The 23,674-nt window shown below is 67.4% G+C and carries 18 protein-coding genes; 9 read left to right on the top strand and 9 right to left on the bottom strand.

The window, feature by feature from the left end:
- Positions 1-8: 8 nt before the first annotated feature.
- Positions 9-2,306 (bottom strand): DUF6049 family protein, encoded by a 2,298-nt coding sequence (locus tag ACIOEW_RS14710; RefSeq protein WP_401964447.1) that lies wholly within the window; start codon positions 2,304-2,306, stop codon positions 9-11.
- 180 nt (positions 2,307-2,486) lie between these two features.
- Between ACIOEW_RS14710 and ACIOEW_RS14705 the strand changes: the two genes are divergently transcribed.
- Positions 2,487-3,929 (top strand): CCA tRNA nucleotidyltransferase, encoded by a 1,443-nt coding sequence (locus tag ACIOEW_RS14705; RefSeq protein WP_401964091.1) that lies wholly within the window; start codon positions 2,487-2,489, stop codon positions 3,927-3,929.
- Positions 3,930-4,034: 105 nt separating this feature from the next.
- Here the strand turns inward: ACIOEW_RS14705 and ACIOEW_RS14700 are convergent, their stop codons facing one another.
- The 3 genes from ACIOEW_RS14700 to ACIOEW_RS14690 form a co-directional block, all read right to left on the bottom strand.
- The gene (locus tag ACIOEW_RS14700; protein ID WP_401964089.1) at positions 4,035-5,294 is read right to left on the bottom strand and encodes an MFS transporter; all 1,260 of its coding nucleotides are present in this window, start codon (positions 5,292-5,294) and stop codon (positions 4,035-4,037) included.
- 123 nt (positions 5,295-5,417) lie between these two features.
- Complete coding sequence (locus ACIOEW_RS14695; protein ID WP_362540044.1) at positions 5,418-6,500, bottom strand: inositol-3-phosphate synthase; 1,083 nt, start codon at positions 6,498-6,500, stop codon at positions 5,418-5,420.
- Between the two features lie 62 nt (positions 6,501-6,562).
- On the bottom strand, positions 6,563-7,267 hold the full coding sequence (locus ACIOEW_RS14690; protein ID WP_362540047.1) for a PadR family transcriptional regulator: 705 nt from the start codon (positions 7,265-7,267) through the stop codon (positions 6,563-6,565).
- A 401-nt stretch (positions 7,268-7,668) separates the two neighbouring features.
- Between ACIOEW_RS14690 and ACIOEW_RS14685 the strand changes: the two genes are divergently transcribed.
- Both ACIOEW_RS14685 and ACIOEW_RS14680 read left to right on the top strand, forming a co-directional pair.
- Positions 7,669-10,404, top strand: a complete 2,736-nt coding sequence (locus tag ACIOEW_RS14685) for a transglycosylase domain-containing protein (RefSeq protein ID WP_401964087.1) — start codon at positions 7,669-7,671, stop codon at positions 10,402-10,404.
- Between the two features lie 131 nt (positions 10,405-10,535).
- The gene (locus ACIOEW_RS14680; RefSeq protein WP_401964085.1) at positions 10,536-12,032 is read left to right on the top strand and encodes a glycosyltransferase family 87 protein; all 1,497 of its coding nucleotides are present in this window, start codon (positions 10,536-10,538) and stop codon (positions 12,030-12,032) included.
- 19 nt (positions 12,033-12,051) lie between these two features.
- On the opposite strand, the gene ACIOEW_RS14675 is transcribed toward ACIOEW_RS14680, so the two are convergent.
- The 3 genes from ACIOEW_RS14675 to ACIOEW_RS14665 all read right to left on the bottom strand — a co-directional run bounded on the left by ACIOEW_RS14675 (position 12,052) and on the right by ACIOEW_RS14665 (position 14,844).
- On the bottom strand, positions 12,052-13,083 hold the full coding sequence (locus ACIOEW_RS14675) for an alanine racemase (protein ID WP_136330867.1): 1,032 nt from the start codon (positions 13,081-13,083) through the stop codon (positions 12,052-12,054).
- A gap of 133 nt (positions 13,084-13,216) precedes the next feature.
- Positions 13,217-14,335 carry a peptidoglycan bridge formation glycyltransferase FemA/FemB family protein gene (locus ACIOEW_RS14670; protein WP_350988355.1) on the bottom strand — a complete coding sequence of 373 codons (1,119 nt, stop codon included), beginning with the start codon at positions 14,333-14,335 and terminating at the stop codon, positions 13,217-13,219.
- Between the two features lie 188 nt (positions 14,336-14,523).
- Complete coding sequence (locus tag ACIOEW_RS14665; protein WP_362540058.1) at positions 14,524-14,844, bottom strand: hypothetical protein; 321 nt, start codon at positions 14,842-14,844, stop codon at positions 14,524-14,526.
- 279 nt (positions 14,845-15,123) lie between these two features.
- Between ACIOEW_RS14665 and rpsF the strand changes: the two genes are divergently transcribed.
- The 4 genes from rpsF to rplI all read left to right on the top strand — a co-directional run bounded on the left by rpsF (position 15,124) and on the right by rplI (position 16,857).
- The gene (gene rpsF / locus ACIOEW_RS14660; RefSeq protein ID WP_148019639.1) at positions 15,124-15,414 is read left to right on the top strand and encodes a 30S ribosomal protein S6; all 291 of its coding nucleotides are present in this window, start codon (positions 15,124-15,126) and stop codon (positions 15,412-15,414) included.
- A gap of 74 nt (positions 15,415-15,488) precedes the next feature.
- Positions 15,489-16,112: a single-stranded DNA-binding protein gene (locus ACIOEW_RS14655; protein ID WP_393059282.1), complete on the top strand. Its 624-nt coding sequence runs from the start codon at positions 15,489-15,491 to the stop codon at positions 16,110-16,112.
- A gap of 43 nt (positions 16,113-16,155) precedes the next feature.
- Complete coding sequence (rpsR, locus tag ACIOEW_RS14650) at positions 16,156-16,392, top strand: 30S ribosomal protein S18 (RefSeq protein ID WP_003967857.1); 237 nt, start codon at positions 16,156-16,158, stop codon at positions 16,390-16,392.
- Between the two features lie 18 nt (positions 16,393-16,410).
- A complete protein-coding gene (rplI, locus tag ACIOEW_RS14645) occupies positions 16,411-16,857 on the top strand; it encodes a 50S ribosomal protein L9 (RefSeq protein ID WP_073733221.1) in 447 nt (148 codons plus the stop codon).
- A 134-nt stretch (positions 16,858-16,991) separates the two neighbouring features.
- Here the strand turns inward: rplI and ACIOEW_RS14640 are convergent, their stop codons facing one another.
- The gene (locus tag ACIOEW_RS14640; protein WP_401964082.1) at positions 16,992-18,329 is read right to left on the bottom strand and encodes an MATE family efflux transporter; all 1,338 of its coding nucleotides are present in this window, start codon (positions 18,327-18,329) and stop codon (positions 16,992-16,994) included.
- 459 nt (positions 18,330-18,788) lie between these two features.
- On the opposite strand from ACIOEW_RS14640, the gene dnaB reads away from it, so the two are divergent.
- Positions 18,789-20,267, top strand: a complete 1,479-nt coding sequence (gene dnaB, locus ACIOEW_RS14635; protein WP_350988346.1) for a replicative DNA helicase — start codon at positions 18,789-18,791, stop codon at positions 20,265-20,267.
- Positions 20,268-21,024: 757 nt separating this feature from the next.
- Complete coding sequence (locus ACIOEW_RS14630; RefSeq protein WP_401964081.1) at positions 21,025-22,407, top strand: serine hydrolase domain-containing protein; 1,383 nt, start codon at positions 21,025-21,027, stop codon at positions 22,405-22,407.
- Between the two features lie 87 nt (positions 22,408-22,494).
- On the opposite strand, the gene ACIOEW_RS14625 is transcribed toward ACIOEW_RS14630, so the two are convergent.
- Positions 22,495-23,658, bottom strand: a complete 1,164-nt coding sequence (locus tag ACIOEW_RS14625) for a winged helix DNA-binding domain-containing protein (RefSeq protein ID WP_401964079.1) — start codon at positions 23,656-23,658, stop codon at positions 22,495-22,497.
- Positions 23,659-23,674 lie beyond the last annotated feature (16 nt).

The following is a 23,674-nucleotide window of genomic DNA, read 5'->3' as shown; positions in this document are numbered from 1 at the left end:
GACATCGCTCAACGGTCCACTTTCTCACCCGTGCCCGGCGGCTTCGTGCTTTCGGGACCGGTGTCCGGTGTCGGGTCACTCGGCTGCTCGGGTTCACTGCCGTCGCCGCCCGCCGCGCCGCCCGCGTTGGCACGCTTGCGATGTGCATACATCCGGATGCCGGCGAGAACCAGGAGCAGAAGCCCGCCGGCGATCACGAGCAGCACGGTCGGGGTGAGCTCGGACACCTTCACGGTGAACGCCATCTCCGCGCCGTACGGCCTGCCGTCCTCCGTGTAGAGCTGCGCGGTCATCTGTACCTGACCGTTGATGTTGGCCGCGGCGTCGAACTTCACGGACTGGCTGTGGCCGGCGCCGATCTGGATCGGCTGCTCCGCGACGGCGCCGCCGTCGTTCAGCTCAAGGCGTGTCGCGTTCTCCGACTTCAGCCTGAGCACCAGGTGATCGACGTCCTGGAGCAGCCTGTTCTGCACTGTCACGGGAATCGTGGCGCTGCGGCCGGACAGGGTGACATCCGACTTCGAGATGAGCTGGACCTCGTTGATGAGGCCCTGGAGGTAGGTGCGCACCGAGTCCCGGTACTGCTGGGCCTCCAGGGGCTTGCCTCGCCACGACGTCGACATGGACCGGTTGATCGCGTTGCCGAAGGGGGTCACCACCCGCTCGGGCTGGGTGAGGATGACCTGGAAGTCGTCGAGGGAGGCCTGGGTGGACTTGATGTCCTGGAAGGCCTGGGTGGGCAGCTCCTGGCTGCGCAGCTTCTTCGGGTACTGGGACGTCGGGGGGACCGTGGTGGTCGCCTCCGCGTCGGGCTTCGCCGCTGCTGCCTGGATCAGGGTCTGGGACTGCGTCCACCGGTCGTCGTCGAGGGCGTGAACGGCACGGGCCATCGTCTGGGCCTGGGCGATCGTGGGCATGCGCTGGGGCGCCACGACGATGCTTCGGTCCTTGTCCGTGTCCTGTTCGGACAGGGCGAGGGTGAGGGCGAGGAATTTCTGCACGGCGAGTGTGGAGTTCCCGGCCTTCGACATATCGCCCTTGAAGGCGGTGGAGAGCCGGGCGTCGGAGACCACCGCGGTCGTGCCGCCACCGATGGGACGGGCAGCGGTCGGCGTGTACGACAGGCCGGCGGTCTCCTGGAGGCTGTCGCTGCGGGCGATCACGTTGTGGGCACCGGCCGAGGTGGCGACATCCACGATGGACGGGTCGATCGCCCCGTCGACGGGCCAGGCGAAGTCGGTCGACGGCTTCAGGTGAAGGATGGTCTCCACGGTCATCCCCGCGACCTCGCTGGCCGTCTGGAGGTGGCTGAGCGTGCCTGACACGGTCTTGCCGCGGTGCGCGATGGAAGCCAGATCAGGGTCTCCGAAGGGCAGAGCGACTACCTTGCCGTCGGACACTGCCGCTTCCAGTGAACTGAGCCACTTCTTGGCCACGGACTGGTTCGTACCGGCGACCGTCGTGTCACCCGACTTGACGCGATAGCTCTTGGTCATGGCGTCGACACTGGAAAGCAGATCCGGATCGATGACCCAGGTCACGGGGAGCTGGCTGCCGAGCGACACCATCCGTTCGAGCCGGCCGCCCGGTGCGATCTCGGCGGCCAGGTCGTCATCGGCGAACACCGGGGTCTGTTGCTCGTCGGAGCCGGTCTCCGCGGTGAGATGCGCCGACGCGATCAGCGGCCAGAGGTAGCTGATCGAGGTCTTGGAGTCACTGTCCTTGTCCTGCCAGGGCAGGAACGTCCGCTTGATGCCGAGCACGTGGTCGTACTGAGCGCTAGCCGTCCGGCCGGACAACGAGACGCCCAGTTGGTAGACCCCCTCGTCGCCGAGCTCCAGCTTGCTGACGGGCACGGACAGGGTGAAGTCCTGGCTGATACCCGAAGCGAGCTTGGCGATCTTGACCGTGTACTTGCCCCCGAGCGGATAAGGATCCGTCCCCGGGACGTAGCCGGTGCGCTGAGCGGCCGCGTCGATCGAGGTCCTGCCGTAGAGCTGCGGACCGACACGCAGATCGACCTGCGCATCGGTGACGGGTTCCTTGCCCTTGTTGACCAGGGTGCCTGAGACGGTGAGCGTGTCCCCCTTCACAGGGGCGCTCGGCGTCAGCGTGTCCAGGGAAACCGAGACGGTGCTGGATCCCGTTGGCGCCTTGCTCGTCCCGCCGGCTTGTGCCTGCGGGGCGGCCACCCCGGCCAGCAGAGCGGCGACGAACGGGGCCCCGGCGAGCACGGCGGCTGTGCGCCGCAGCCACCGGCGGGCAGGAGAGGGACTCATCCCCTGGTTGTCTGCCGCCTCGGCCACGCGTACCCGTCCCTCGTCGTCGTCAGCTGCTGTCATCGTTGTCCGTTGCTGCGTCCCCGCATGGTAACGATCTGCGCCGCGGCCACGTGCCAGGGAGTGCATCACACGGACGGGAGAGTCTCGCAGGGCGAACGGAAACCATGACGCCCGGACCGGTCCGGGCACGTACCCTTTTCTGTTGTGCCGAACGCCAATGAAGACAACTCCAGCGCCCTGACCCAGGTGCAGCTCCGCGCAGTCAGCGAACTGTTGCGGGTGTCCCCGGTCGCCGACGATCTCGCCCGCCGATTCCAGGATGCCGGATTCAGTCTCGCCCTGGTCGGCGGCTCGGTCCGGGACGCGCTCCTCGGCCGGCTGGGGAACGACCTGGACTTCACGACCGACGCACGTCCCGAGGACGTCCTGAAGATCGTCAGGCCCTGGGCGGACTCGGTGTGGGAGGTCGGGATCGCCTTCGGCACGGTGGGTGCCCAGAAGGACGGTTACCAGATCGAAGTCACCACATACCGGTCCGAGGCGTACGACAGGACCTCGCGGAAGCCCGAAGTTTCCTACGGCGACTCCATCGAGGAAGACCTTGTCCGCCGTGATTTCACGGTGAACGCGATGGCGGTCGCGCTGCCGCAGAAGGAGTTCGTCGACCCGCACGGCGGCCTCGCGGACCTGGCGGATCGGGTGTTGCGTACCCCTGGAACGCCTGAGGATTCCTTCTCCGACGACCCTCTGCGCATGTTGCGTGCGGCGCGTTTTGCCGCACAGCTGGACTTCGAGGTTGCTCCCGACGTCGTCGCCGCGATGACAGAGATGGCGGGCCGGATCGAGATCGTCTCCGCCGAGAGGGTGAGGGAGGAGCTCAACAAACTCCTGCTCTCGTCGCATCCACGTAAGGGGCTGGCGCTCCTCGTCGACACGGGACTGGCCGATCAGGTCCTGCCCGAGCTCCCCGCGCTCCGGCTGGAAAGTGACGAGCATCACCGTCACAAGGATGTGTACGAGCACTCCCTGACCGTCCTGGAGCAGGCGATCGGCCTGGAGGAGGACGGACCGGACCTCGTTCTGCGCCTCGCTGCCCTTCTCCATGACATCGGCAAGCCGAGGACCCGCCGCTTCGAGAACGACGGACGGGTCTCGTTCCATCACCACGAGGTGGTGGGCGCCAAGATGGTCAAGAAGCGAATGACCGAGCTCAAGTACTCCAACGACATGGTCAAGGACGTCGCGAAACTGGTGGAACTGCATCTGCGCTTCCACGGATACGGCGACGGGGAGTGGACCGACTCAGCGGTGCGTCGCTATGTGCGTGATGCGGGGCCCCTGCTGGAGCGGCTCCACAAGCTGACCCGCTCGGACTGCACCACGCGGAACAAGCGCAAGGCCAGCGCCCTCTCGCGGACCTACGACGGGCTGGAGGAGCGCATTGCCCAGTTGCAGGACCAGGAGGAGCTGGACTCGATCCGGCCGGACCTGGACGGGAACGAGATCATGGAGATTCTGAGCGTTGGACCGGGGCCGGTCATCGGCAAGGCGTATGCGTTCCTGCTTGAACTGCGTCTGGAGAACGGGCCGATGGAGCATGACGCGGCCGTGGCCGAGCTCAAGAAGTGGTGGGAAGCGCAGAGCTGAGGTCGCGAAGGCCTGCTCCGCCCGGAGGGCTGCAGGGCATGTTTCACGTGAAACATGCCCCGCAGCAGATACGCCGACGGCGCTGTTTCACGTGAAACAGCGCCGTCAGTCGTCCCTGCTCCACCGGAACAACATCGCGGCCGTCAGGGCGTACAACGCCGCCACTCCGATCACCACTGTTGCCGATCTTCCATCAGCAGGCAGGAGTAGCGCGGAGGCCCCGGCAGCGCCCACGAAGGCCACGTTGAACAACACGTCGTAGAGCGAAAAGATCCTGCCGCGGAACGAGTCGTCCACGGCCGTCTGCACCACCGTGTCCGTCGCGATCTTCGCCCCCTGAGTGGCAAGGCCGAGGATGAACGCCGCGACGAGCATTGGCACGGGCCTGAACCAGAGGCCAAGCGCCGGCTCCAGGACGGCGGCGGCCACAGCGCACACCGCCATCCAGCGAAACCTGCCCAGTCGTCCCGCAGCCCAAGGGGTCAGTACGGCAGCCGTGAAGAAGCCTGCGCCGGACACCCCGACCGCCAGGCCCAGCAGGGCAAGCCCGTCGGAGTCGTTGTCGGCCCACGCGTACCGGCACAGCATCAGGACCATGACCGTCAGTGCCCCGTAGCAGAAGCGGAGCACCGTCATGGCGGCCAGCGCCCGGGCGGCGTTCCGGCGCTCTGCGAGATGGCGCAGTCCGTGGGCGAGTCCGCGTGCGGTGGTGGCGAGAGCCGTCCGCAGGCGAAGGTGGCTCCCGCTTCTGTCTGGTCCCAGCAGGCCCGAAGCAAGGCTCAGGGACGCCAGCGCCGAGGCGAGGTAGAGCCCTGCGCCCAGGAGTACTACCGCGGCATCCGAGTCGGCGAGCAGTAGCCGCACAGCGAAGGCGAGACCGCCGCCCGCGGTGGCGGCGAGGGTACCCGCAGTCGGCGACAACGAGTTGGCCATCACCAGCAGATCCCGGTCCACAACGCGCGGCAGCGCGGCGGAGAGGCCGGCCAGGACGAATCGGTTGACCGCCGTGACGCAGAGCGCCGAGGCGTAGAAGAGCCAGTCGGGGGCGGAGCCGAGGATCAGAAGCGCGGTGCAGCAGGCGAGCGCGGCGCGCAGCAGGTTGCCGTAGAGGAAGACTTGCCTGCGCGGCCAGCGGTCCAGCAGCACGCCGGCGAATGGGCCGATGAGCGAGTAGGGCAGCAGGAGTACCGCCATGGCGGAGGCGATCGCACCGGCGGACGCCTGGTTCTCCGGGGAGAAGACGACATGCGCCGCGAGGGCCACCTGATAGACGCCGTCGGCTGCCTGGGACAGGATCCGCACGGCCAGCAGACGGCGGAAGTTCCGAAGGCGCAGGAGTATGCGCAGGTCACGCACGACGGGCATGGAAGCAAGGGTCACATACGTTGAGGGTCCCCGGGCGGATTGCCCGGGGACCCTCAACGGTGCGGGAGTCAGGAAGCGTTGCCGCTCCTCACCACGCCGCGCCGACACACCGTTTCCGGTGGGTCAGTTGGAGACCTCGCCGCGGATGAACTTCTCGACGTTCTCGCGGGCCTCGTCGTCGAAGTACTGGACCGGCGGGGACTTCATGAAGTACGAGGACGCGGAGAGGATCGGGCCGCCGATGCCGCGGTCCTTGGCGATCTTCGCAGCGCGGACGGCGTCGATGATGACACCGGCCGAGTTCGGGGAGTCCCAGACCTCGAGCTTGTACTCCAGGTTCAGCGGAACGTCACCGAAGGCGCGGCCCTCGAGGCGCACGTACGCCCACTTGCGGTCGTCCAGCCAGGCCACGTAGTCCGACGGGCCGATGTGGACGTTGTCCGCACCAAGCTCGCGGTCACGGATCTGCGAGGTGACGGCCTGCGTCTTCGAGATCTTCTTGGACTCCAGGCGCTCACGCTCGAGCATGTTCTTGAAGTCCATGTTGCCGCCGACGTTCAGCTGCATCGTGCGGTCCAGGACGACGCCCCGGTCCTCGAACAGCTTCGCCATCACGCGGTGCGTGATGGTGGCGCCGACCTGCGACTTGATGTCGTCGCCGACGATCGGGACACCGGCCTCGGTGAACTTGTCCGCCCACTCCTTGGTGCCGGCGATGAAGACCGGGAGAGCGTTGACGAACGCGACCTTGGCATCGATTGCGCACTGCGCGTAGAACTTCGCAGCGACCTCGGAACCGACGGGCAGGTAGCAGACCAGCACGTCGACCTTGCGGTCCTTGAGGATCTGGACGATGTCGACCGGGGCCTCGGTCGACTCCTCGATGGTCTCGCGGTAGTACTTGCCCAGGCCGTCGTGGGTGTGGCCGCGCTGGACGGTGAGGCCGGTGTTCGGCACGTCGCAGAGCTTGATGGTGTTGTTCTCGCTGGCGCCGATGGCGTCCGAGAGGTCGAGGCCGACCTTCTTCGCGTCGACGTCGAAGGCGGCGACGAACTCGACGTCCCGCACGTGGTACTCGCCGAACTGGACGTGCATCAGACCGGGCACCTTGCCGGCCGGATCGGCGTCCTTGTAGAACTCGACGCCCTGGACCAGCGAGGCGGCGCAGTTGCCCACGCCGACGATGGCTACGCGAACCGAACCCATTCCGGTTGCTCCCTGTGTGTAATGGATGTTCCTGATGAGGGCCCCGCGGATCTGCGGGGAACTCACTTGGCGGTGTCGCCGGACGGATCCGGCGGGTTGTTACCCCGCCGGGGCAGGCCGTCCGGCTCTCCTGCGGTGTCCTGCTGAGCTGAGCCCTCGGGCGAGGATCGTCGATGATCCCGTCCCGACCGCTCGCTCTCGATGAGCTCGTTCAGCCAGCGCACTTCGCGCTCCACGGACTCCATGCCGTGTCGCTGCAGCTCAAGTGTGTAGTCGTCGAGGCGCTCGCGGGTGCGGGCCAGAGAGGCGCTCATCTTCTCGAGGCGCTCCTCCAGCCGGCTGCGACGGCCTTCCAGCACCCGCATTCGCACGCCGTGCTCCGTCTGCCCGAAGAAGGCGAAACGAGCAGCGAAGTGCTCGTCCTCCCAGGAGTCGGGGCCGGTGTGCGAGAGCAGTTCCTCGAAGTGCTCCTTACCTTCTGCCGTCAGCCGGTAGACGATCTTGGCGCGCCGCCCTGCCAGTGAAGAGGCGGGTGCGACCGCGCGGCCGGCGCCGGGCGGAAGGTCTGCCGGAACATTTCCCGGCTCCTCGATCAACCAGCCGGTGGCGACCAGAGTCTTGAGGCAGGGGTAGAGGGTTCCGTAGCTGAAGGCACGGAAGATCCCCAACGAGGTGTTGAGGCGCTTGCGCAGCTCGTAGCCGTGCATCGGGGACTCGCGGAGCAGTCCGAGGACGGCGAATTCGAGGATGCCTGAGCGTCTGCTCAACCTCGCCTCCTCCTTCTCCGAGTGCTCTCGCGTGGCCCTGTGCAGAGCCGATGTGCCGAGTCGATGTACCGAGCTGATGTATCGACTCGATACATCAGCACGATAGATCGGACTTCGGGCTGCGACAAGGGGTGCCTTAGTGAGCGGCGTCACATCACCAATTCGTAGCAACCGACTTGCGTAATTTGGGGTGAAGTTCGGCCTCAGGAGGGTTTTGACCGTGCGTAGTCTGTGCGGCATGCAGACCACCGGGAACCGTGTGACGTCCGAGCGCGTCAGTCTTCGCGGACTAGCCGGATGCACTGCGGATGAGCCTCTCGCAGGGCTGGTCCGTAATTCGGGGGACCGGATCTCAACTGCCGCTTCCAGGCGCTCTCGCCTGCCCGAGGAGTAGTCGTTCGATGAGCGAGCACCGTCGCAAGATGCCGCAACCGCAAGGTGGCGGGCGTGCCGCGGCCAGACGAGCCGCCCAGCAGTCCCCCGGACGACGCGCAGCGCCGTCACGCGGAGTAACTTCCGAATCACCTTCTGACGCCAACGTCGAGGAGAGTCCGTACGGCGGGCGTGCCGCGGCCAGACGGGCCGCCCAGCGGGGCGGCGGTGGCCGCGGTGGTTCCGACGGCGGCGGTGGCCGGCGTCGCGGAGGCGGGGACGGCGGCCAGGAGGGCCCCGGCCGCGGCCGTGGGCGCGGCAGCCAGCGCCCGGCCAAGAAGCGCTTCATCGACTACCCACGCGCCGGCAGGCAGGGCCTGCGGCGCTGGATGCCGTCGTGGAAGCTCGTCTCCAGCCTCTGCATCGGCTTCCTCGGCCTTCTGATGGGACTCGCAGGCCTCGCGTACGCGATGGTCGCCAAGCCCCAGGTCCAGGCGGCCGCGAAGGCGGAGAACAACGTCTACTTCTGGAAAGACGGCTCGCAGATGGTGGCCACCGGCGGTGAGATCAACCGTCAGATCATCGACTACGCCCAGATTCCGGAAGCGATGCGCAACGCCGTCATCTCCGCCGAGAACAAGACCTTCGACACCGATCACGGCATCGACCCGATGGGTATCGCCCGGGCAGTGTTCAACATGGCCAAGGGCGGCCAGACCCAGGGCGGCTCGACGATCACCCAGCAGTACGTGAAGAACGCGCAGCTGTCGCAGGAACAGAGCCTGAGCCGTAAGTTCCAGGAACTCTTCATCACGCTGAAGGTCGGCAGCGAGATGGACAAGAAGGAAATCATGGCCGGGTACCTCAACGTCTCGTACTACGGACGAGGTGCTTCGGGGATCCAGGCGGCGGCGCGTACGTACTACGGCAAGGACGCCAAGGACCTGAACCCGAGCCAGTGCGCCTTCCTGGCCACTCTGCTCAAGGGGGCCAGCTACTACGACCCCGCGGGTGCCCCGGAGATCGACTCCGTCGAGGCGACCGCGGAGAAGAACAGGGACCGGGCCGAGAAGCGCTGGACCTGGATCCTCGACGAGGAGGTGAAGGACGGCCGGATGGAGCAGTCGGAGCGGGACAAGTACAGGAAGTTCCCGATGCCCGACAAGCCGAAGAAGAACGCCCAGCTGGGCGGCCAGATCGGCTATCTCGTCAACACGGCCAATGCCTACATCGTCGAGAACGACAAGGACATCACCCGCGAGAAGCTGAACCAGGGCGGCTACGAGATCCACACGACCTTCGACGAGAAGAAGGTCGCCCAGCTCAGCAAGGCGGTCAAGAGGGTCTACGACGAGAAGATCGACCCGAAGAAGCGCCCGAAGACGGACACCCACGTCCAGTTCGGCGGCTCCTCGGTCGATCCGAAGACCGGCGCCATCGAGGCCATCTACGGCGGCGAGGACGCGACGAAGCACTACACCAGCAACGCCGATCCCACCGGTGCCGCGGTCGGCTCCACCTTCAAGCCGTTCGTGCTGGCTGCCGCGATGGAGTACGGCAAGCGGGATCCTTCCGGGGGCATGGAACAGGGCGAGTCGGAGCGTACGAAGGTCTCGCCGAAGAGCATCTACAACGGCGACAACAAGCTGAAGATCAAGAAGTACAACGGCGAGATCTGGACCAACGAGAAGGGCGAGGAGTGGCTCCAGACCAACGACGGCAATGAGTCGAAGGGCAACATCACCCTTCGCGAGGCTATGCGGGTGTCGGCCAACTCGCCCTACGTGCAGCTGGGCATGGACGTCGGTACCGACAAGGTGAAGGCAGCGGCCATGGCGGCCGGGCTGAAGGACGACAGGTACATGGCGGACGCGCACGTCCCGTCGTTCTCCATCGGCACCTCCTCGCCCAGTACGACCAGCATGGCGGGCGCGTACGCCACGTTCGCGGCCAGTGGCCAGCAGCGAGAGCCCTTCTCGGTGACCGAGGTGAAGAAGCGCGGCGAGGTGGCCTACCGGCACAAGACGGTCGCCAAGAGCGCCTTCGACAACGTCATCGCCGACAATGTGACGGACGTCCTCAAGAACGTCGTCGAGAAGGGAACCGGTACGCCGGCCAGGCTTCCCGGACGGGACGTCGCGGGCAAGACGGGTACGACGGACGGAAACAAGTCCGCCTGGTTCGTGGGCTACACCCCGCAGTTGTCGACCGCGATCAGCATGTACCGGATGGACGACGACGACAGCCACAAGGATCGTGGCTTCGAGAAGATGTACGGCACCGGTGGCGAGAAGAAGATCCACGGTGCCTCGTTCCCCGCCCAGATCTGGCACGACTACATGGCCGAGGCGATGGAGGGCCAGGACAAGGTCTCCTTCCCGGAGCCGGAGCCGATCGGTGACACGGTCTACGGCGGCGGCGCGAAGAGCCCCACCCCGACCCCGACGCCGACGCCGACGCCGACGCCCACCGAGTCGGAGACCGTCTCACCGTCGCCGACCACGCCTGAGGTTCCGACGCCCGAACCGAGCGAGACCTGCAGCACGTGGGACGTGAACTGCCAGAACGACAACGGCGGCAATTCCACCGGCTGGACCGACGGAGGCGCCGACACGGGGACGACCGACGGCACCACGAGCGGCACGGACGCCGGGACCACTACCGGAACCACGGATGGTGCGACGGACGGAGGCGTCAGCCCCTCACCCGACACCGGTGGCAACGGGAACGGGAACGGCAACGCCTTCGGTGGACTGGGCGGGTAGCGCCCGGCAGACAGCTCATCCCGCTCCCCGGAGCGGACAGAGGTGAGCCGAGCAGTATGGCGAGGGCCGCGGCACCACAGGGTGCGGCGGCCCTCATCGTTTCCACACGCCGGTACGGCAGGATGTGCGGCATGCCAAGCGCAGAGGACACGAACGTGCACCAGGAACGGTCCGTCGTACGGCCCACGCACCAGGACGAGGTCGCCGTGGCCGGCAGCGAGCTGATCGGCGGGAGGTCGGGCCGCTGGGCGCGGCTGGGCAGCACCGCGCTCACGCCCGTGGGTGCCGTAGCGCTGGTGGCGATCGGGATGTTCGCGCTCGGCATGGTGCAGAAACTGCCCTGCTACAACTGGGCATGGTTCAGAGGCGCCGGCTCCCAGTACACCCACGCCTGCTACTCCGACATCCCGCATCTGTACGCGGGACGCGGCTTCGCCGAGGGCCTGGTGCCGTACTTCGACCGGCTGCCCGGCGACATGCAGTTCCTGGAGTACCCGGTTCTCACCGGTGTGTTCATGCAGATCGCCGCATGGCTGACCCCGGGCGGCTCCATCCAGGAGCAGGAACAGGCCTACTGGCTCGTCAACGCGGGCATGCTGATGATCTGCACGGCCGTCATCGCCGTGTGTGTCGCACGCACGCACCGGCGCCGGCCCTGGGACGGCCTGCTGGTGGCGCTGGCGCCCGCGTTCGCCCTCACGGCCACGATCAACTGGGACCTGCTGGCGGTCGCCCTGACGGCCGCGGCGATGCTCATGTGGTCCCGGAGCCGCCCCCTGGCCTTCGGCATCCTGATCGGGCTGGCCACGGCCGCCAAGCTCTATCCCGTGTTCCTGCTGGGCCCGGTCTTCGTGCTGTGCTGGCGGGCGGGAAAGTGGCGGGAGTTCGCGGTGGCGACGCTCGGCGCCGCTGGCTCCTGGCTGTTGGTCAACCTGCCGGTGATGGTGTTCGCGCCCGAGGGCTGGAAGAAGTTCTACACCTTCAGCCAGGAGCGCTCGATCGACTTCGGTTCCTTCTGGCTGGTCATCACGCAACGCACCGGCGAATCCATCGAGGTCTCCACGGTCAACACCGTCTCCACGCTGGCGACGGTCGCCCTGTGCGCAGCGATCGGGGCGCTGACGCTGACCGCACCGCGCAGGCCGAGGTTCGCCCAGCTGGCCTTCCTCGTCGTCGCGGTGTTCATCCTCGTCAACAAGGTCTATTCACCGCAGTACGTGTTGTGGCTGATCCCCCTCGCCGTGCTGGCCAGGCCGCGCTGGCGGGACTTCCTGATCTGGCAGGCATGCGAGGTCATGTACTTCCTGGGGATCTGGATGTACCTCGCCTACACGACGAGCGGCGACAAGCACCAGGGACTGCCCACGGAGGGCTATCAACTGGCGATCGTCCTGCACCTGCTGGGCACGCTCTACCTCTGCGCCGTGGTCGTACGGGACATCCTGATGCCGGAGCGCGACGTGGTGCGGCGTGACGGTTCGGACGACCCGTCGGGCGGAGTGCTCGACGGGGCCGAGGACGTTTTCGTACTGGGTCAGGCGGCCGCCCACCGGCCGCGCCATGCCGCGCTGGCCGAGGCGGGACCGCGGGTGGAGTGGGGCGCTGCGGGCACGCCGGCCGCCGACTGAGCGACCGGCGCCCGGGGCCTCAGCGGTCGACGAGCCGGTCGAACTGCGTGGTCGTGTGACGCAGATGGGCCACCAGTTCGTCGCCCACCCGCGGCTCCTCGGCGTCCGAGGGCACGAACAGGATCGACACCTGCATGTGCGGGGGCTCGGCGAACCAGCGCTGCTTGCCGGCCCAGACGAACGGCGACAGATTGCGGTTGACGGTGGCCAGCCCGGCCCGGGCGACGCCCTTGGCGCGCGGCATCACACCGTGCAGGGCCTTCGGGGCCTCCAGACCCACGCCGTGCGACGTGCCGCCCGCGACGACGACCAGCCAGCCGTCGGAGGCGGCCTTCTGCTGCCGGTAGCCGAACCGGTCGCCCTTGACGACGCGCGTGACGTCGAGCACCGCGCCCCGGTACTCCGTCGCCTCGTGGTCGCCGAGCCACAGCCGGGTACCGATACGGGCGCGGAAACGGGTCTGCGGGAACTGCTGCTGCAGCCGGCCCAGTTCCTCGGCACGCAGATGGCTCACGAACATCGTGTGCAGCGGCAGCCGGGCCGCCCGGAGGCGGTCCATCCAGGCGATGACCTCTTCGACCGCGTCCGAGCCGTCGGTGCGGTCCAGCGGCAGGTGCAGGGCGAATCCCTCGAGGCGTACGTCCTCGATGGCGGCGTGCAGCTGCCCGAGCTCCTCCTCCTTGACGCCGTGGCGCTTCATCGAGCTCATGCACTCGATGACGACACGGGCGCCCACCAGGGCGTGCACGCCGTCCACGGACGAGACGGAGCGGATGACCCGGTCGGGCAGCGGCACCGGCTCCTCGCCCCGCCGGAACGGTGTGAGCACCAGCAGATCACCGCTGAACCAGTCCTTGATGCGGGCCGCTTCGTAGGTGGTGCCGACCGCGAGGATGTCGGAGCCGAAGCGGATCGCCTCGTCGGCCAGCCGCTCGTGGCCGAAGCCGTACCCGTTGCCCTTGCAGACCGGTACGAGGCCGGGGAACTGGTCGAGCACGGATTTCTGGTGCGCCCGCCAGCGCGCGGTGTCGACGTACAGGGAGAGCGCCATGGCCGGTCCGGAACCTTTCTGGTGGCTGCGGTGGTGTCAGAGGAGTGCGGAGCTTCCGGAACAGCTTCCGGAAGAGCCCATTGAAACGAATGAAGCCGGTTTCGTCAGCCTTGCACGGCGGATAAGCGGCGGATCAGCGGCGTGACATGTAGATGTCGAGCGCCTTGTGCAGCAGCTTGTTGAGCGGGAAGTCCCACTCACCGAGGTACTCCGCGGCCTGGCCGCCGGTGCCCACCTTGAACTGGATCAGACCGAAGAGGTGATCGGTCTCGTCCAGCGAGTCGGAGATACCGCGCAGGTCGTAGACGGTGGCGCCCATCGCGTACGCGTCGCGCAGCATCCGCCACTGCATCGCGTTCGAGGGGCGGACCTCGCGCTTGTGGTTGGCCGAGGCGCCGTAGGAGTACCAGACGTGCCCGCCCACGATCAGCATGGTCGCGGCCGCGACGTTCTCGCCCTCGTGACGGGCGAAATACAGCCGCATCCGGTTGGGGTCCTCGTTGTTGAGGGCCGTCCACATGCGCTGGAAGTAGCCGAGCGGACGCGGTCGGAAGTGGTCGCGCTCCGCCGTGATCTCGTACAGCCGCTGCCACTCGGCGAGCTCCGCGTAGCTGCCCTGGACGACCTCGACACCGGCCTTCTCGGCCTTCTTGATGTTGCGCCGCCAGAGCTGGTTGAAGCCCTTGTGGACGTCCTCGAGGGAGCGGTTGGCCAGCGGCACCTGGAAGATGTAGCGGGGCTGTACGTCACCGAATCCGGCGCCGCCGTCCTCGCCCTGCTGCCAGCCCATCTTCCGCAGCCGGTCCGCGACCTCGAAGGCGCGAGGCTCGATGTGGGTGGCCTCGACATCGCGCAGACGCTTCACGTCCGGGTCCTGGATGCCGGCCTTGATGGCGGTGGCGTCCCAGCGTCGGATCACGACGGGCGGGCCCATCTTCACTGAGAACGCACCCTGCTGCTTGAGATGCGCCAGCATCGGCTGCAGCCAGTCGTTCAGGTTGGGGGCGTACCAGTTGATGACCGGGCCCTCGGGCAGATACGCGAGGTATCGCTTGATCTTGGGCAGCTGCCGGTAGAGCACCAGACCGGCGCCGACGAGCTGCCCGCCCTTGTCGAACCAGCCCAGGCTCTCCGAGCGCCACTCGGCCTTCACATCCGCCCATGCCGGGACCTGCATGTGACTGGCCGCGGGCAGACTCTGGATGTACGCCAGATGCTGCTCTCGGCTGATGGTCCTCAGGGTCAGGCTCATGCGGGGCGCTCCTCGGCAGGTGTGTCCCCATCGGTCAGGGGCTCCGGCTCTCGCGCCGAAGCCTACTGTGACCGGGAAGCGCGCGGTCTGGCCCCGTCCTGCCCGTGCGGTCCCGGTACGGCGGACGGGGCGGCCCCGTCCGTGGACGGGGCCGCCCCGCAGGCTGCCGGGACGTTGCTGCGCCGCGGTCAGCTGATCACGCCGCCGAAGAGTCCGCCGTGGGCCATACCGAGGAAGAACCCGAGGCCGGCAGCGCCCATGCCGATGAACAGCGGGAACCTCTCCCGCGTGGTCGCGGAGATGTACAGCCCGTACCCGCCTGTGAGGATTCCGACGAGCCCGGCCCACGAGCTGACCAGATGCAGACTGTGGAACATCGCCGTCACGAACGCGAGGGCGCCGAGCACCACCGTCACGGCCACCAGAGTGTCCTGGAGGGGGTGGGGCCTGCCGTCCGTCGCGAAGAGGGAGACGGCAGAGCGGGAGCGGGATCGCATTGCTTGTGCCATGGAGTACCTCCTGGCCGAAAGGCGGCGCGTCGTGGCGCCGCTCACACCCGATGTGTACAGATTGCGTCTCCTGACCACCGGATTTCAACCGGAAGCCTGTCTACGGGTACTCTGTACGGTCTGCACCGGTGTCTGCCCAGGCCAGCACAGTCAGCCCCTCCTCGACGGAGGGTGTTGTCAGTGGCGGCTGTTTTACTCGGAGACACTGTTGCTTACGCATCACGACCCTCCTGCCACGGAACGACCGTGGCCGCTGAGTCCAAAGGAGGTGGGTTCCACATGCGTCACTACGAGGTGATGGTCATCCTCGACCCCGATCTCGAGGAGCGAGCAGTCTCCCCGCTGATCGAGAACTTCCTCTCCGTCGTCCGTGAGGGCGAAGGAAAGGTTGAGAAGGTCGACACCTGGGGCCGTCGTCGGCTCGCTTACGAGATCAAGAAGAAGCCCGAGGGCATCTACTCGGTCATCGACCTGCAGGCCCAGCCTGCGGTCGTCAAGGAGCTCGACCGCCAGATGAACCTGAACGAGTCGGTCCTCCGGACCAAGGTCCTCCGTCCCGAGATCCACTGAGCTTCTAGCTCAGTGGTCATCGGGTTCGAGTAGCAGCAAGCAGCCAGAAGCAATCCCCGCCGAGAGGTTCATCCATGGCAGGCGAGACCGTCATCACGGTCGTCGGCAATCTCGTCGACGACCCCGAGCTGCGCTTCACCCCGTCCGGTGCGGCGGTCGCGAAGTTCCGCGTCGCGTCCACACCCCGCATCTTCGACCGGCAGACCAATGAGTGGAAGGACGGCGAAGGCCTGTTCCTCACCTGCTCGGTCTGGCGTCAGGCGGCGGAGAACGTCGCCGAGTCGCTCACGCGAGGCATGCGCGTTGTCGTGCAGGGCCGGCTGAAGCAGCGGTCGTACGAAGACCGCGAGGGCGTCAAGCGCACGGTCTACGAGCTGGACGTCGAGGAAGTCGGCCCCAGTCTCAAGAGCGCCACCGCCAAGGTCACCAAGACCACCGGTCGTGGTGGTCAGGGCGGCCAGGGCGGCCAGGGTGGATACGGCGGCGGTCAGCAGGGTGGCGGTAACTGGGGCGGCGGTCCCGGTGCTGGTGGCCAGCAGGGTGGTGGCGGCGCTCCCGCCGACGACCCGTGGGCCACGAGCGCGCCGGCCGGCGGCCAGCAGGGCGGGGGCCAGCAGAGCGGCGGAGGCGGTTGGGGCGGAAGCTCCGGCGGTTCCGGCGGTTCTGGCGGCGGCTACTCGGACGAGCCGCCCTTCTAGGGCAGCTCGTACCCCCACTTCTTGATCACACAGGAGAAACACCATGGCGAAGCCGCCTGTGCGCAAGCCTAAGAAGAAGGTCTGCGCGTTCTGCAAGGACAAGACCCAGTACGTGGACTACAAGGACACGAACATGCTGCGGAAGTTCATTTCCGACCGTGGCAAGATCCGTGCCCGCCGCGTCACCGGCAACTGCACGCAGCATCAGCGTGACGTCGCCACGGCTGTCAAGAACAGCCGTGAGATGGCGCTGCTGCCCTACACGTCCACCGCGCGATAAGGGAAGGGTGACCGAATCATGAAGATCATCCTCACCCACGAGGTCTCCGGCCTCGGTGCTGCTGGCGACGTCGTTGACGTCAAGGACGGGTACGCCCGTAACTACCTGGTTCCGCGTGGCTTCGCCATCCGCTGGACCAAGGGTGGCGAGAAGGACGTGGCGCAGATCCGCCGCGCCCGCAAGATCCACGAGATCGCCACGATCGAGCAGGCCAACGAGATCAAGTCCAAGCTCGAGGCCGTGAAGGTCCGTCTGGCCGTTCGCTCCGGCGACGCCGGCCGTCTCTTCGGCTCTGTCACCCCGGCCGACATCGCTTCGGCGATCAAGGCTGCCGGTGGCCCGGATGTCGACAAGCGTCGCGTTGAGCTCGGTTCGCCGATCAAGACGCTCGGCGGACACCAGGTGTCCGTGCGTCTGCACCCCGAGGTCGCTGCGAAGCTCGGCGTCGAGGTTGTTGCTGCCTGATTGGGCCGCACCTCAGCAGAACAGCGAAGGGCCGCACCCACTGGGTGCGGCCCTTCGCCGTTGCCGGATCAGCCTGTTTCACGTGACGTTGCCGGATCGGTCTGTTTCACGTGAAACAGGCTGTCTTAGCGGGCTCAGCGGGTGGCACCGGTGACCATCCACGCCCCGGAACGGGCGCGAAGCCAGAGCGTCGCCATGCGAACGAGCATCATGAGGGCCATCGCACACCACAGGGCCGTCAGGCTGCCCCCGAGGACGGGAACCAGCAGTGCCGCCGGGGCGAAGACAGCCAGTGTGACGACCATGGCCCAGGCCAGATAGGGCCCGTCCCCGGCGCCCATCAGGACGCCGTCCAGGACGAAGACGACCCCGGCGACAGGCTGGGTCAGAGCGACCACCAGCAGGGCCGGGAGCAGCGCGTCCTGCACGGACTGATCGCTGGTGAAGAGCGGTACGAACAGGGGACGAGCGAGAACGATCAGGGCTCCGAACACCACGCCGGAGACGACGCCCCACTGCACCATGCGGCGGCAAGCCTCGCGTGCGCCCTTGGTGTCACCCGCTCCAAGGTAGCGACCGATGATGGCCTGACCTGCGATGGCGATGGCGTCCAGCGCGAAGGCCATCAGACTCCACAGCGACAGAACGATCTGGTGTGCGGCGATGTCGGTGTCGCCCAGCCGGGCGGCGACGGCTGTGGCGATGAGCAGGACGGCGCGGAGCGACAGCGTACGGACCAGGAGAGGGACGCCTGCCTGGGCGCTGGCCTTGATGCCTGCGATGTCGGGACGAAGCGAGGCTCCGTGGCGCCGGGCGCCACGGACCACGACCACGAGATAGGCGATGGCCATCCCGATCTGAGCGATCACGGTGCCCCAGGCCGATCCTGCGATGCCGAGCCCGGCGCCGTAGACAAGGCCTGCGTTGAGGGCGGCGTTGGCCGCGAATCCGCCGATGGCGACGTAGAGCGGGGTGCGGGTGTTCTGCAGGCCCCGGAGCACACCGGTCGCGGCCATCACCACGAGCATCGCGGGGATTCCGAGGCTGGAGATCCGAAGGTAGGTGGTGGCGTAAGGGGCTGCGGTGTCGGAGGCGCCGAAGGCCTCGATGAGCCAAGGGGCCAGGGGGAGGGTCAGTGCGATGACGGCGAGGCCGAGCAGGATAGCCAGCCAGATGCCGTCCATGCCCTGGCGGATCGCTGAGGCCAGATCGCCGGCGCCGACCCGTCGGGCGACGGCTGCGGTGGTGGCGTAGGCGAGGAAGACGAAGATGCTCACGGCCGTCGTCAGCAAGGCTGCGGCAACGGCCAGACCGGCCAGTTGCGGAGTGCCGAGATGGCCGACGACTGCACTGTCGACCATCACGAAAAGGGGCTCGGCCACGAGCGCGCCGAAGGCGGGGACGGCGAGCGCGATGATCTCGCGGTCGTGCCGCCGACGACGAGATGGCGGGGTCGCCGGTGCCTGGATCATGGCAGTCAATCTAATCTTCCACAGGTAATAGATGCAAGCGTCTTGCAGTCCTTACAATTACCGCGGCGTGACGTTCTGGCATGTGCCGGTTGTCGCGATCTTGTGCTGACTCGGAAAGTTTTTCTCCCCCACAGCCCGTGGATGGAGAAACTGCAGGTCAGGTGGTTGGTGGTGGCGTCGTTATGAGTTTGTCCACAGTGCTGTCCCCCGGTCCGTGCACAGGTTCTGTGGAGTTCTCCACAGAACCTGGTCCGTCGTCCACATGCCCTGTGGATAACCAGATTGGCTGACGCTTCCGGGACGCCTACCGTGGTCCGGCGCCCCCACCTCGTTTCGGCCCTGGAAGCCCGCAGAACCCGACACACCGGAACCGGAGTCGGGCGTCCTGATTGTCGGTGCCGTGCCGTAAGAAAGAGTGGCACGGCTAGGTCCGCGGAGCGGACGGGAGGAGGTGGCCGGATGAGCATTCCCGAGCCTTTGGACGACCCCTGGGCCGACACCGGTCCCAGCGACCGTCTGCCTGTTTCCCGCCAGCGACGGGGCGAGGGCAAGGATCGCGGTGAGCAGCACGACCGAGGCCGGGAGGGCAACAGCTGGGAGGGCGGCTCCTCCGGTTTCGAGCGGGTCCCGCCCCAGGACCTCGACGCTGAACAGTCCGTCCTCGGTGGCATGCTCCTGAGCAAGGACGCTATCGCCGACGTCGTGGAGATCATCAAGGGCCACGACTTCTATCGCCCCGCGCACGAGACCGTCTACCAGGCGATCCTCGACCTCTATGCCAAGGGCGAGCCGGCCGACCCGATCACGGTGGCGGCCGAGCTGGTCAAGCGCGGCGAGATCACCAAGGTGGGCGGAGCTCCTTATCTGCACACCCTGGTCCAGTCGGTGCCGACCGCGGCCAACGCTTCGTACTACGCGGAGATCGTTCACGAGCGCGCCGTCCTGCGGCGACTCGTCGAGGCCGGCACAAAGATCACGCAGATGGGATACGCGGCCGACGGCGACGTGGACGACATCGTCAACTCCGCCCAGGCCGAGATCTATGCCGTCACCGAGCAGCGGACCAGTGAGGACTACCTGCCGCTCGGCGACATCATGGAGGGCGCGCTCGACGAGATCGAGGCGATCGGTTCACGCAGCGGCGAGATGACCGGTGTGCCGACCGGATTCACCGACCTCGACGCCCTGACCAACGGCCTCCACCCCGGCCAGATGGTCGTCATCGCGGCCCGGCCCGCCATGGGTAAGTCCACGCTCGCCCTGGACTTCGCCCGCGCCTGCTCGATCAAGAGCAACCTGCCCAGCGTGATCTTCTCCCTCGAAATGGGTCGGAACGAGATCGCGATGCGACTGCTGTCCGCCGAGGCGCGGGTGGCGCTCCACCACATGCGCTCGGGCACCATGACGGACGAGGACTGGACGCGGCTGGCGCGGCGGATGCCTGATGTCTCGGCGGCCCCGCTCTACATCGACGACTCCCCGAACCTCTCCATGATGGAGATCCGGGCCAAGTGCCGGCGTCTCAAGCAGCGGAACGACCTCAAGCTGGTGGTCATCGACTATCTGCAGCTGATGCAGTCCGGCGGTTCGAAGCGTGCCGAGAGCCGTCAGCAGGAGGTCTCGGACATGTCCCGAAACCTCAAGCTGCTGGCCAAGGAACTCCAGCTGCCGGTCATCGCGCTCTCCCAGCTGAACCGTGGACCGGAGCAGCGCACGGACAAGAAGCCGATGGTCTCCGACCTCCGTGAATCCGGATCGATCGAGCAGGACGCCGACATGGTGATCCTGCTGCACCGTGAGGACGCCTACGAGAAGGAGTCACCGCGTGCGGGCGAGGCGGACCTGATCGTGGCGAAGCACCGTAACGGCCCGACGGCGACGATCACTGTCGCCTTCCAGGGCCACTACTCACGCTTTGTGGACATGGCGCAGACCTGATCCGGCATCGTGGAGTCTCGGATTTCGCGGCACAATCTCACGATCTTGGCATCCAACGCGGCACCGAACGCGGCATCCAACCGAGATGCCACATGTCAAAGGAGGGCAGCCGCGACCACGGAGGTTCTCCGTGCGCGTCGTCGGCTGTCTGTCATGAACTGCTGTCTCCGGCAGCGGGTGCCTCGGCCCTGCTTTGCCATTCGGTCAGGGTGCGCTGGGCGCTGAGGGCTCCGGGAGACTCGGGGCCCTGTACTCGTCGCAGCGGGCGAGCAGCTCGGCGGGGGGCAGAAGACCTCAACGGACCCCGCCAGTTCGACGGACCGGTGGCGTTCTTCGGGAACGATGGTGGAGAGCAGGACGTCCAGGGCTCCGCGGACCTGCGGTTGGCTGTGGGCAAAGTGCATTTCAAACGGACGGGCGGAGCCCCTCTCGCCGGTGAGCCGGAACAAGTAGTCCGATTCGGCACAGCGGATGCTCATCTTCCGCGCCCCGGCCGCGAGTGCGGGATTCTGAGGCCGGGCGAACAGCACGCTGCGCCCCGGGTCACGCGTTGGGGGAGCCCCCTGTGCTCCCGGTGTCGCCGCCGCGTGACGGAATGGCCCCGGTGATGATGTCCGTCAGTCCTGCCCCGTCGCGGACGGTCACTTCACCTGAACGCTGCCGCAACTCTGTGGGCCCGCGTCCCCGCCGGTCGGACTTACGCCCCGCAGCAGAAAATGAACTCGCCATGCCTCGGTGCGGGAGGTAGTTGTTGAGGATGACTTCTCCTGCTGAACAGTTGCTCCCGGGTACACAGCGCGCTCTGTTGCACCGTATTGCCACCGCCCAGACCGAAGGACGCTCACCTTCCGTTGCCGCTGCCGTTCAACGACAGGGGCAGGCCGTCTGGAACGGCTCCCGCAGCTGTGTCGACGGCCATGCCCCGGACGCGGATACACAGTTCAGGATCGGTTCCCTCACCAAGACGTTCACTGCCGTGCTGGTGATGCGGCTGCGGGACGAAGGCCTGCTGGATCTTGGCGATCCCCTGGAGAAGCACCTGCCCGGTACGGGCGTGGGTGACGTCACCATTCATCAACTGCTAGGCCACAGCGCGGGACTCGGTGCCGAGTCCCCCGAACCATGGTGGGAGCGGACGCCTGGCAGTCTGCGACCCGCCCTTGCGGATGTGCTCGGCGATCAGAGCAGGATGCATCCTCCCGGCCGTCGGCATCACTACTCCAACCCGGGCTACACACTGCTCGGAGCACTGATCGAAGCGGCACGCGGAGTTTCGTGGGCAGAGGTACTGCGGAACGAGGTGCTGGAGCCGCTGGGTATGCACCGGACGAGCCCGCAGGCGCAGGCCCCGCATGCCGGCGGCTGGGCCGTCCATCCGTGGGCGGACGTCATGCTGCCCGAACCGGCCGAGGATCTCGGACTGATGGCGCCGGCCGGCCAGCTCTGGTCCACCACTGCGGACCTCCTGCGCTTCGCCGCCTTCCTTGCCGATGGAGACGACCGGGTACTCGCGGCCGCGTCCGTGGCCGAGATGAAGGAGCCGGCGGCACCGCCGGAGGCGGGGGGCTGGGACGGTCATTACGGTCTGGGCCTCCAGGTGGTCCGGAGGAAGGGCCGCACTCTCATCGGGCACACGGGGTCGCTTCCCGGTTTCCTGGCGGCGCTTTGGTTCAGTGCCGAGGACGATGTGGCTGTTGTCGTGTTCGCCAACGTCACGTCCGGGGTGATGATCGGTGAGGTGGCCGCCGAACTCGTGGACATCGTCGCCGAGTCCGAACCACGTATCCCGGAGCCGTGGTGCCCGCTGCCCGAGGTTGATGCGGAGCTTCTGGCGCTGACAGGCCCTTGGTACTGGGGTACGCGGACGAACATGCTGCGGCTGACTCCCGATGGTGGGCTGGAGCTGCAGACCTTGAACGGTCAGGGCCGCGGTGCTCGATTCACCGCCCGCCCCGACGGCGCCTGGATCGGGCTGGACGGCTACTACGCGGGGGAGACGCTTCGGGTCGTGCGGAACGACGACGGCAGTGTGAACCATCTGGATCTAGGTTCGTTCGTTTTCACGCGTGAGCCGTACGACCCCGCAGCAGCCGTTCCGGGTGGCGTGGACGCGGACGGTTGGCGCGGCCTGGGGAATTGAACGGGCAAGTGAGTTTAGGGGGTAGGTGAGTTGAGCGGTCCGGTGAGTTGGGCATCCCGTTTCACGTGAAACGGCACGGGCGGCCGCTCAGGCCGTCAACTCCCTTTCCAGCGGCGTGCGGAAGCGCGGTGTGATCCGGGCCTCCCCCACCCAGCGCGCAAGCCGGGATGCCTCCGCCTCGATGGCGGCGGTGGCATCCCGGCCTGTGTCGGTGAGAAGCCGCCAGACCGGCTCTCCGTCGGCGCGCAGAGCCCAGCCGCCTACGATCCGGCCGTTCCACCACACGGTGGGGCCGACGTTGCCGGAGCGGTCGAAGAGCGCTGCCCGGTGCCCGGCGGGAAGGTGGAATCCGCGATCGGCCCACCCCATGGCGCTCGGGTCGAGCGCAGGAAGTAGCGCGGCCCAGGGTTCGGGTGCCGGATCGGGCTCGTGGTCCTGCGGTGCAACCCAGGCTGTGGCACCGCTGTCGAGCCGTACCTCTTCCGCGCCGGCGGTTGTCAGCGCCTTGCGGACCTGCCCGAGCCCCCACCCCGTCCACCACTTGAGGTCTCCCTCGGATGCGGGGCCGTACGAACGGAGCCAGTGCAAGGCCAACTCCGCCTGCGCCCGGTCGGTTTCCTGTGCGGGCCGGGGCGCGGACGCCGTCCAGCGGAACTGGCTGGAGGTCCACGATCCTCGGGGCCGGTCCCGGCGGATCCGTCCTTCGGCGGCCAGCACGCGGATGACCCGTGAGGCCACGCCCTGCACCGTCTCCTGCTTCTTCCCGGGAAAGACCGTGATCTTGGTGCGCAGGGCGGGTACGGCGGAGGAGAGCTCGCTGCCTGTGGCGGAACCCCGGGAGGCCAGGGCCGCGAGTACGGACTTCTCGGTGCCGGCCAGCCACTGGTCGTCCAGCCCGTTGCCGTCCTCCGCCAGGTGTCTGAGAAGGGTCCTGCGTTCTTTGGCGGCGACAGCGCGCGCGTTCGACGCCTCGACCCGTGGGGCCATCCCCGCGGACACGACGAAGAGGGTGTTGCGCATGGAGAGCAGGCGGACCAGCGAGACGTCCTCGTAGAGGCTCTTCTCCACGGCGGCGATCTCCGGTACCCGGAGCCGTGCGCAGGCGGAGAGGAAGACGGTGGCCGCGTCGGTGGCGTGCAGGGCGACGACGGCGTCGGCCACGGCCACGGGGGACTCCGACCGAACCGAGGGGGCCAGCAGATGGCGGCGGCCGATCCTGATGCGGCGCTGTTCGTCGCTGATGCGGTGCACGGTCGATCCCTTGGAG

Source organism: Streptomyces sp. NPDC087901 (assembly GCF_044742205.1).
Lineage (GTDB): Bacteria > Actinomycetota > Actinomycetes > Streptomycetales > Streptomycetaceae > Streptomyces.
The sequence above is the reverse complement of the archived record's forward strand: the minus strand, read 5'-3'. Positions and strand labels throughout refer to the sequence as shown.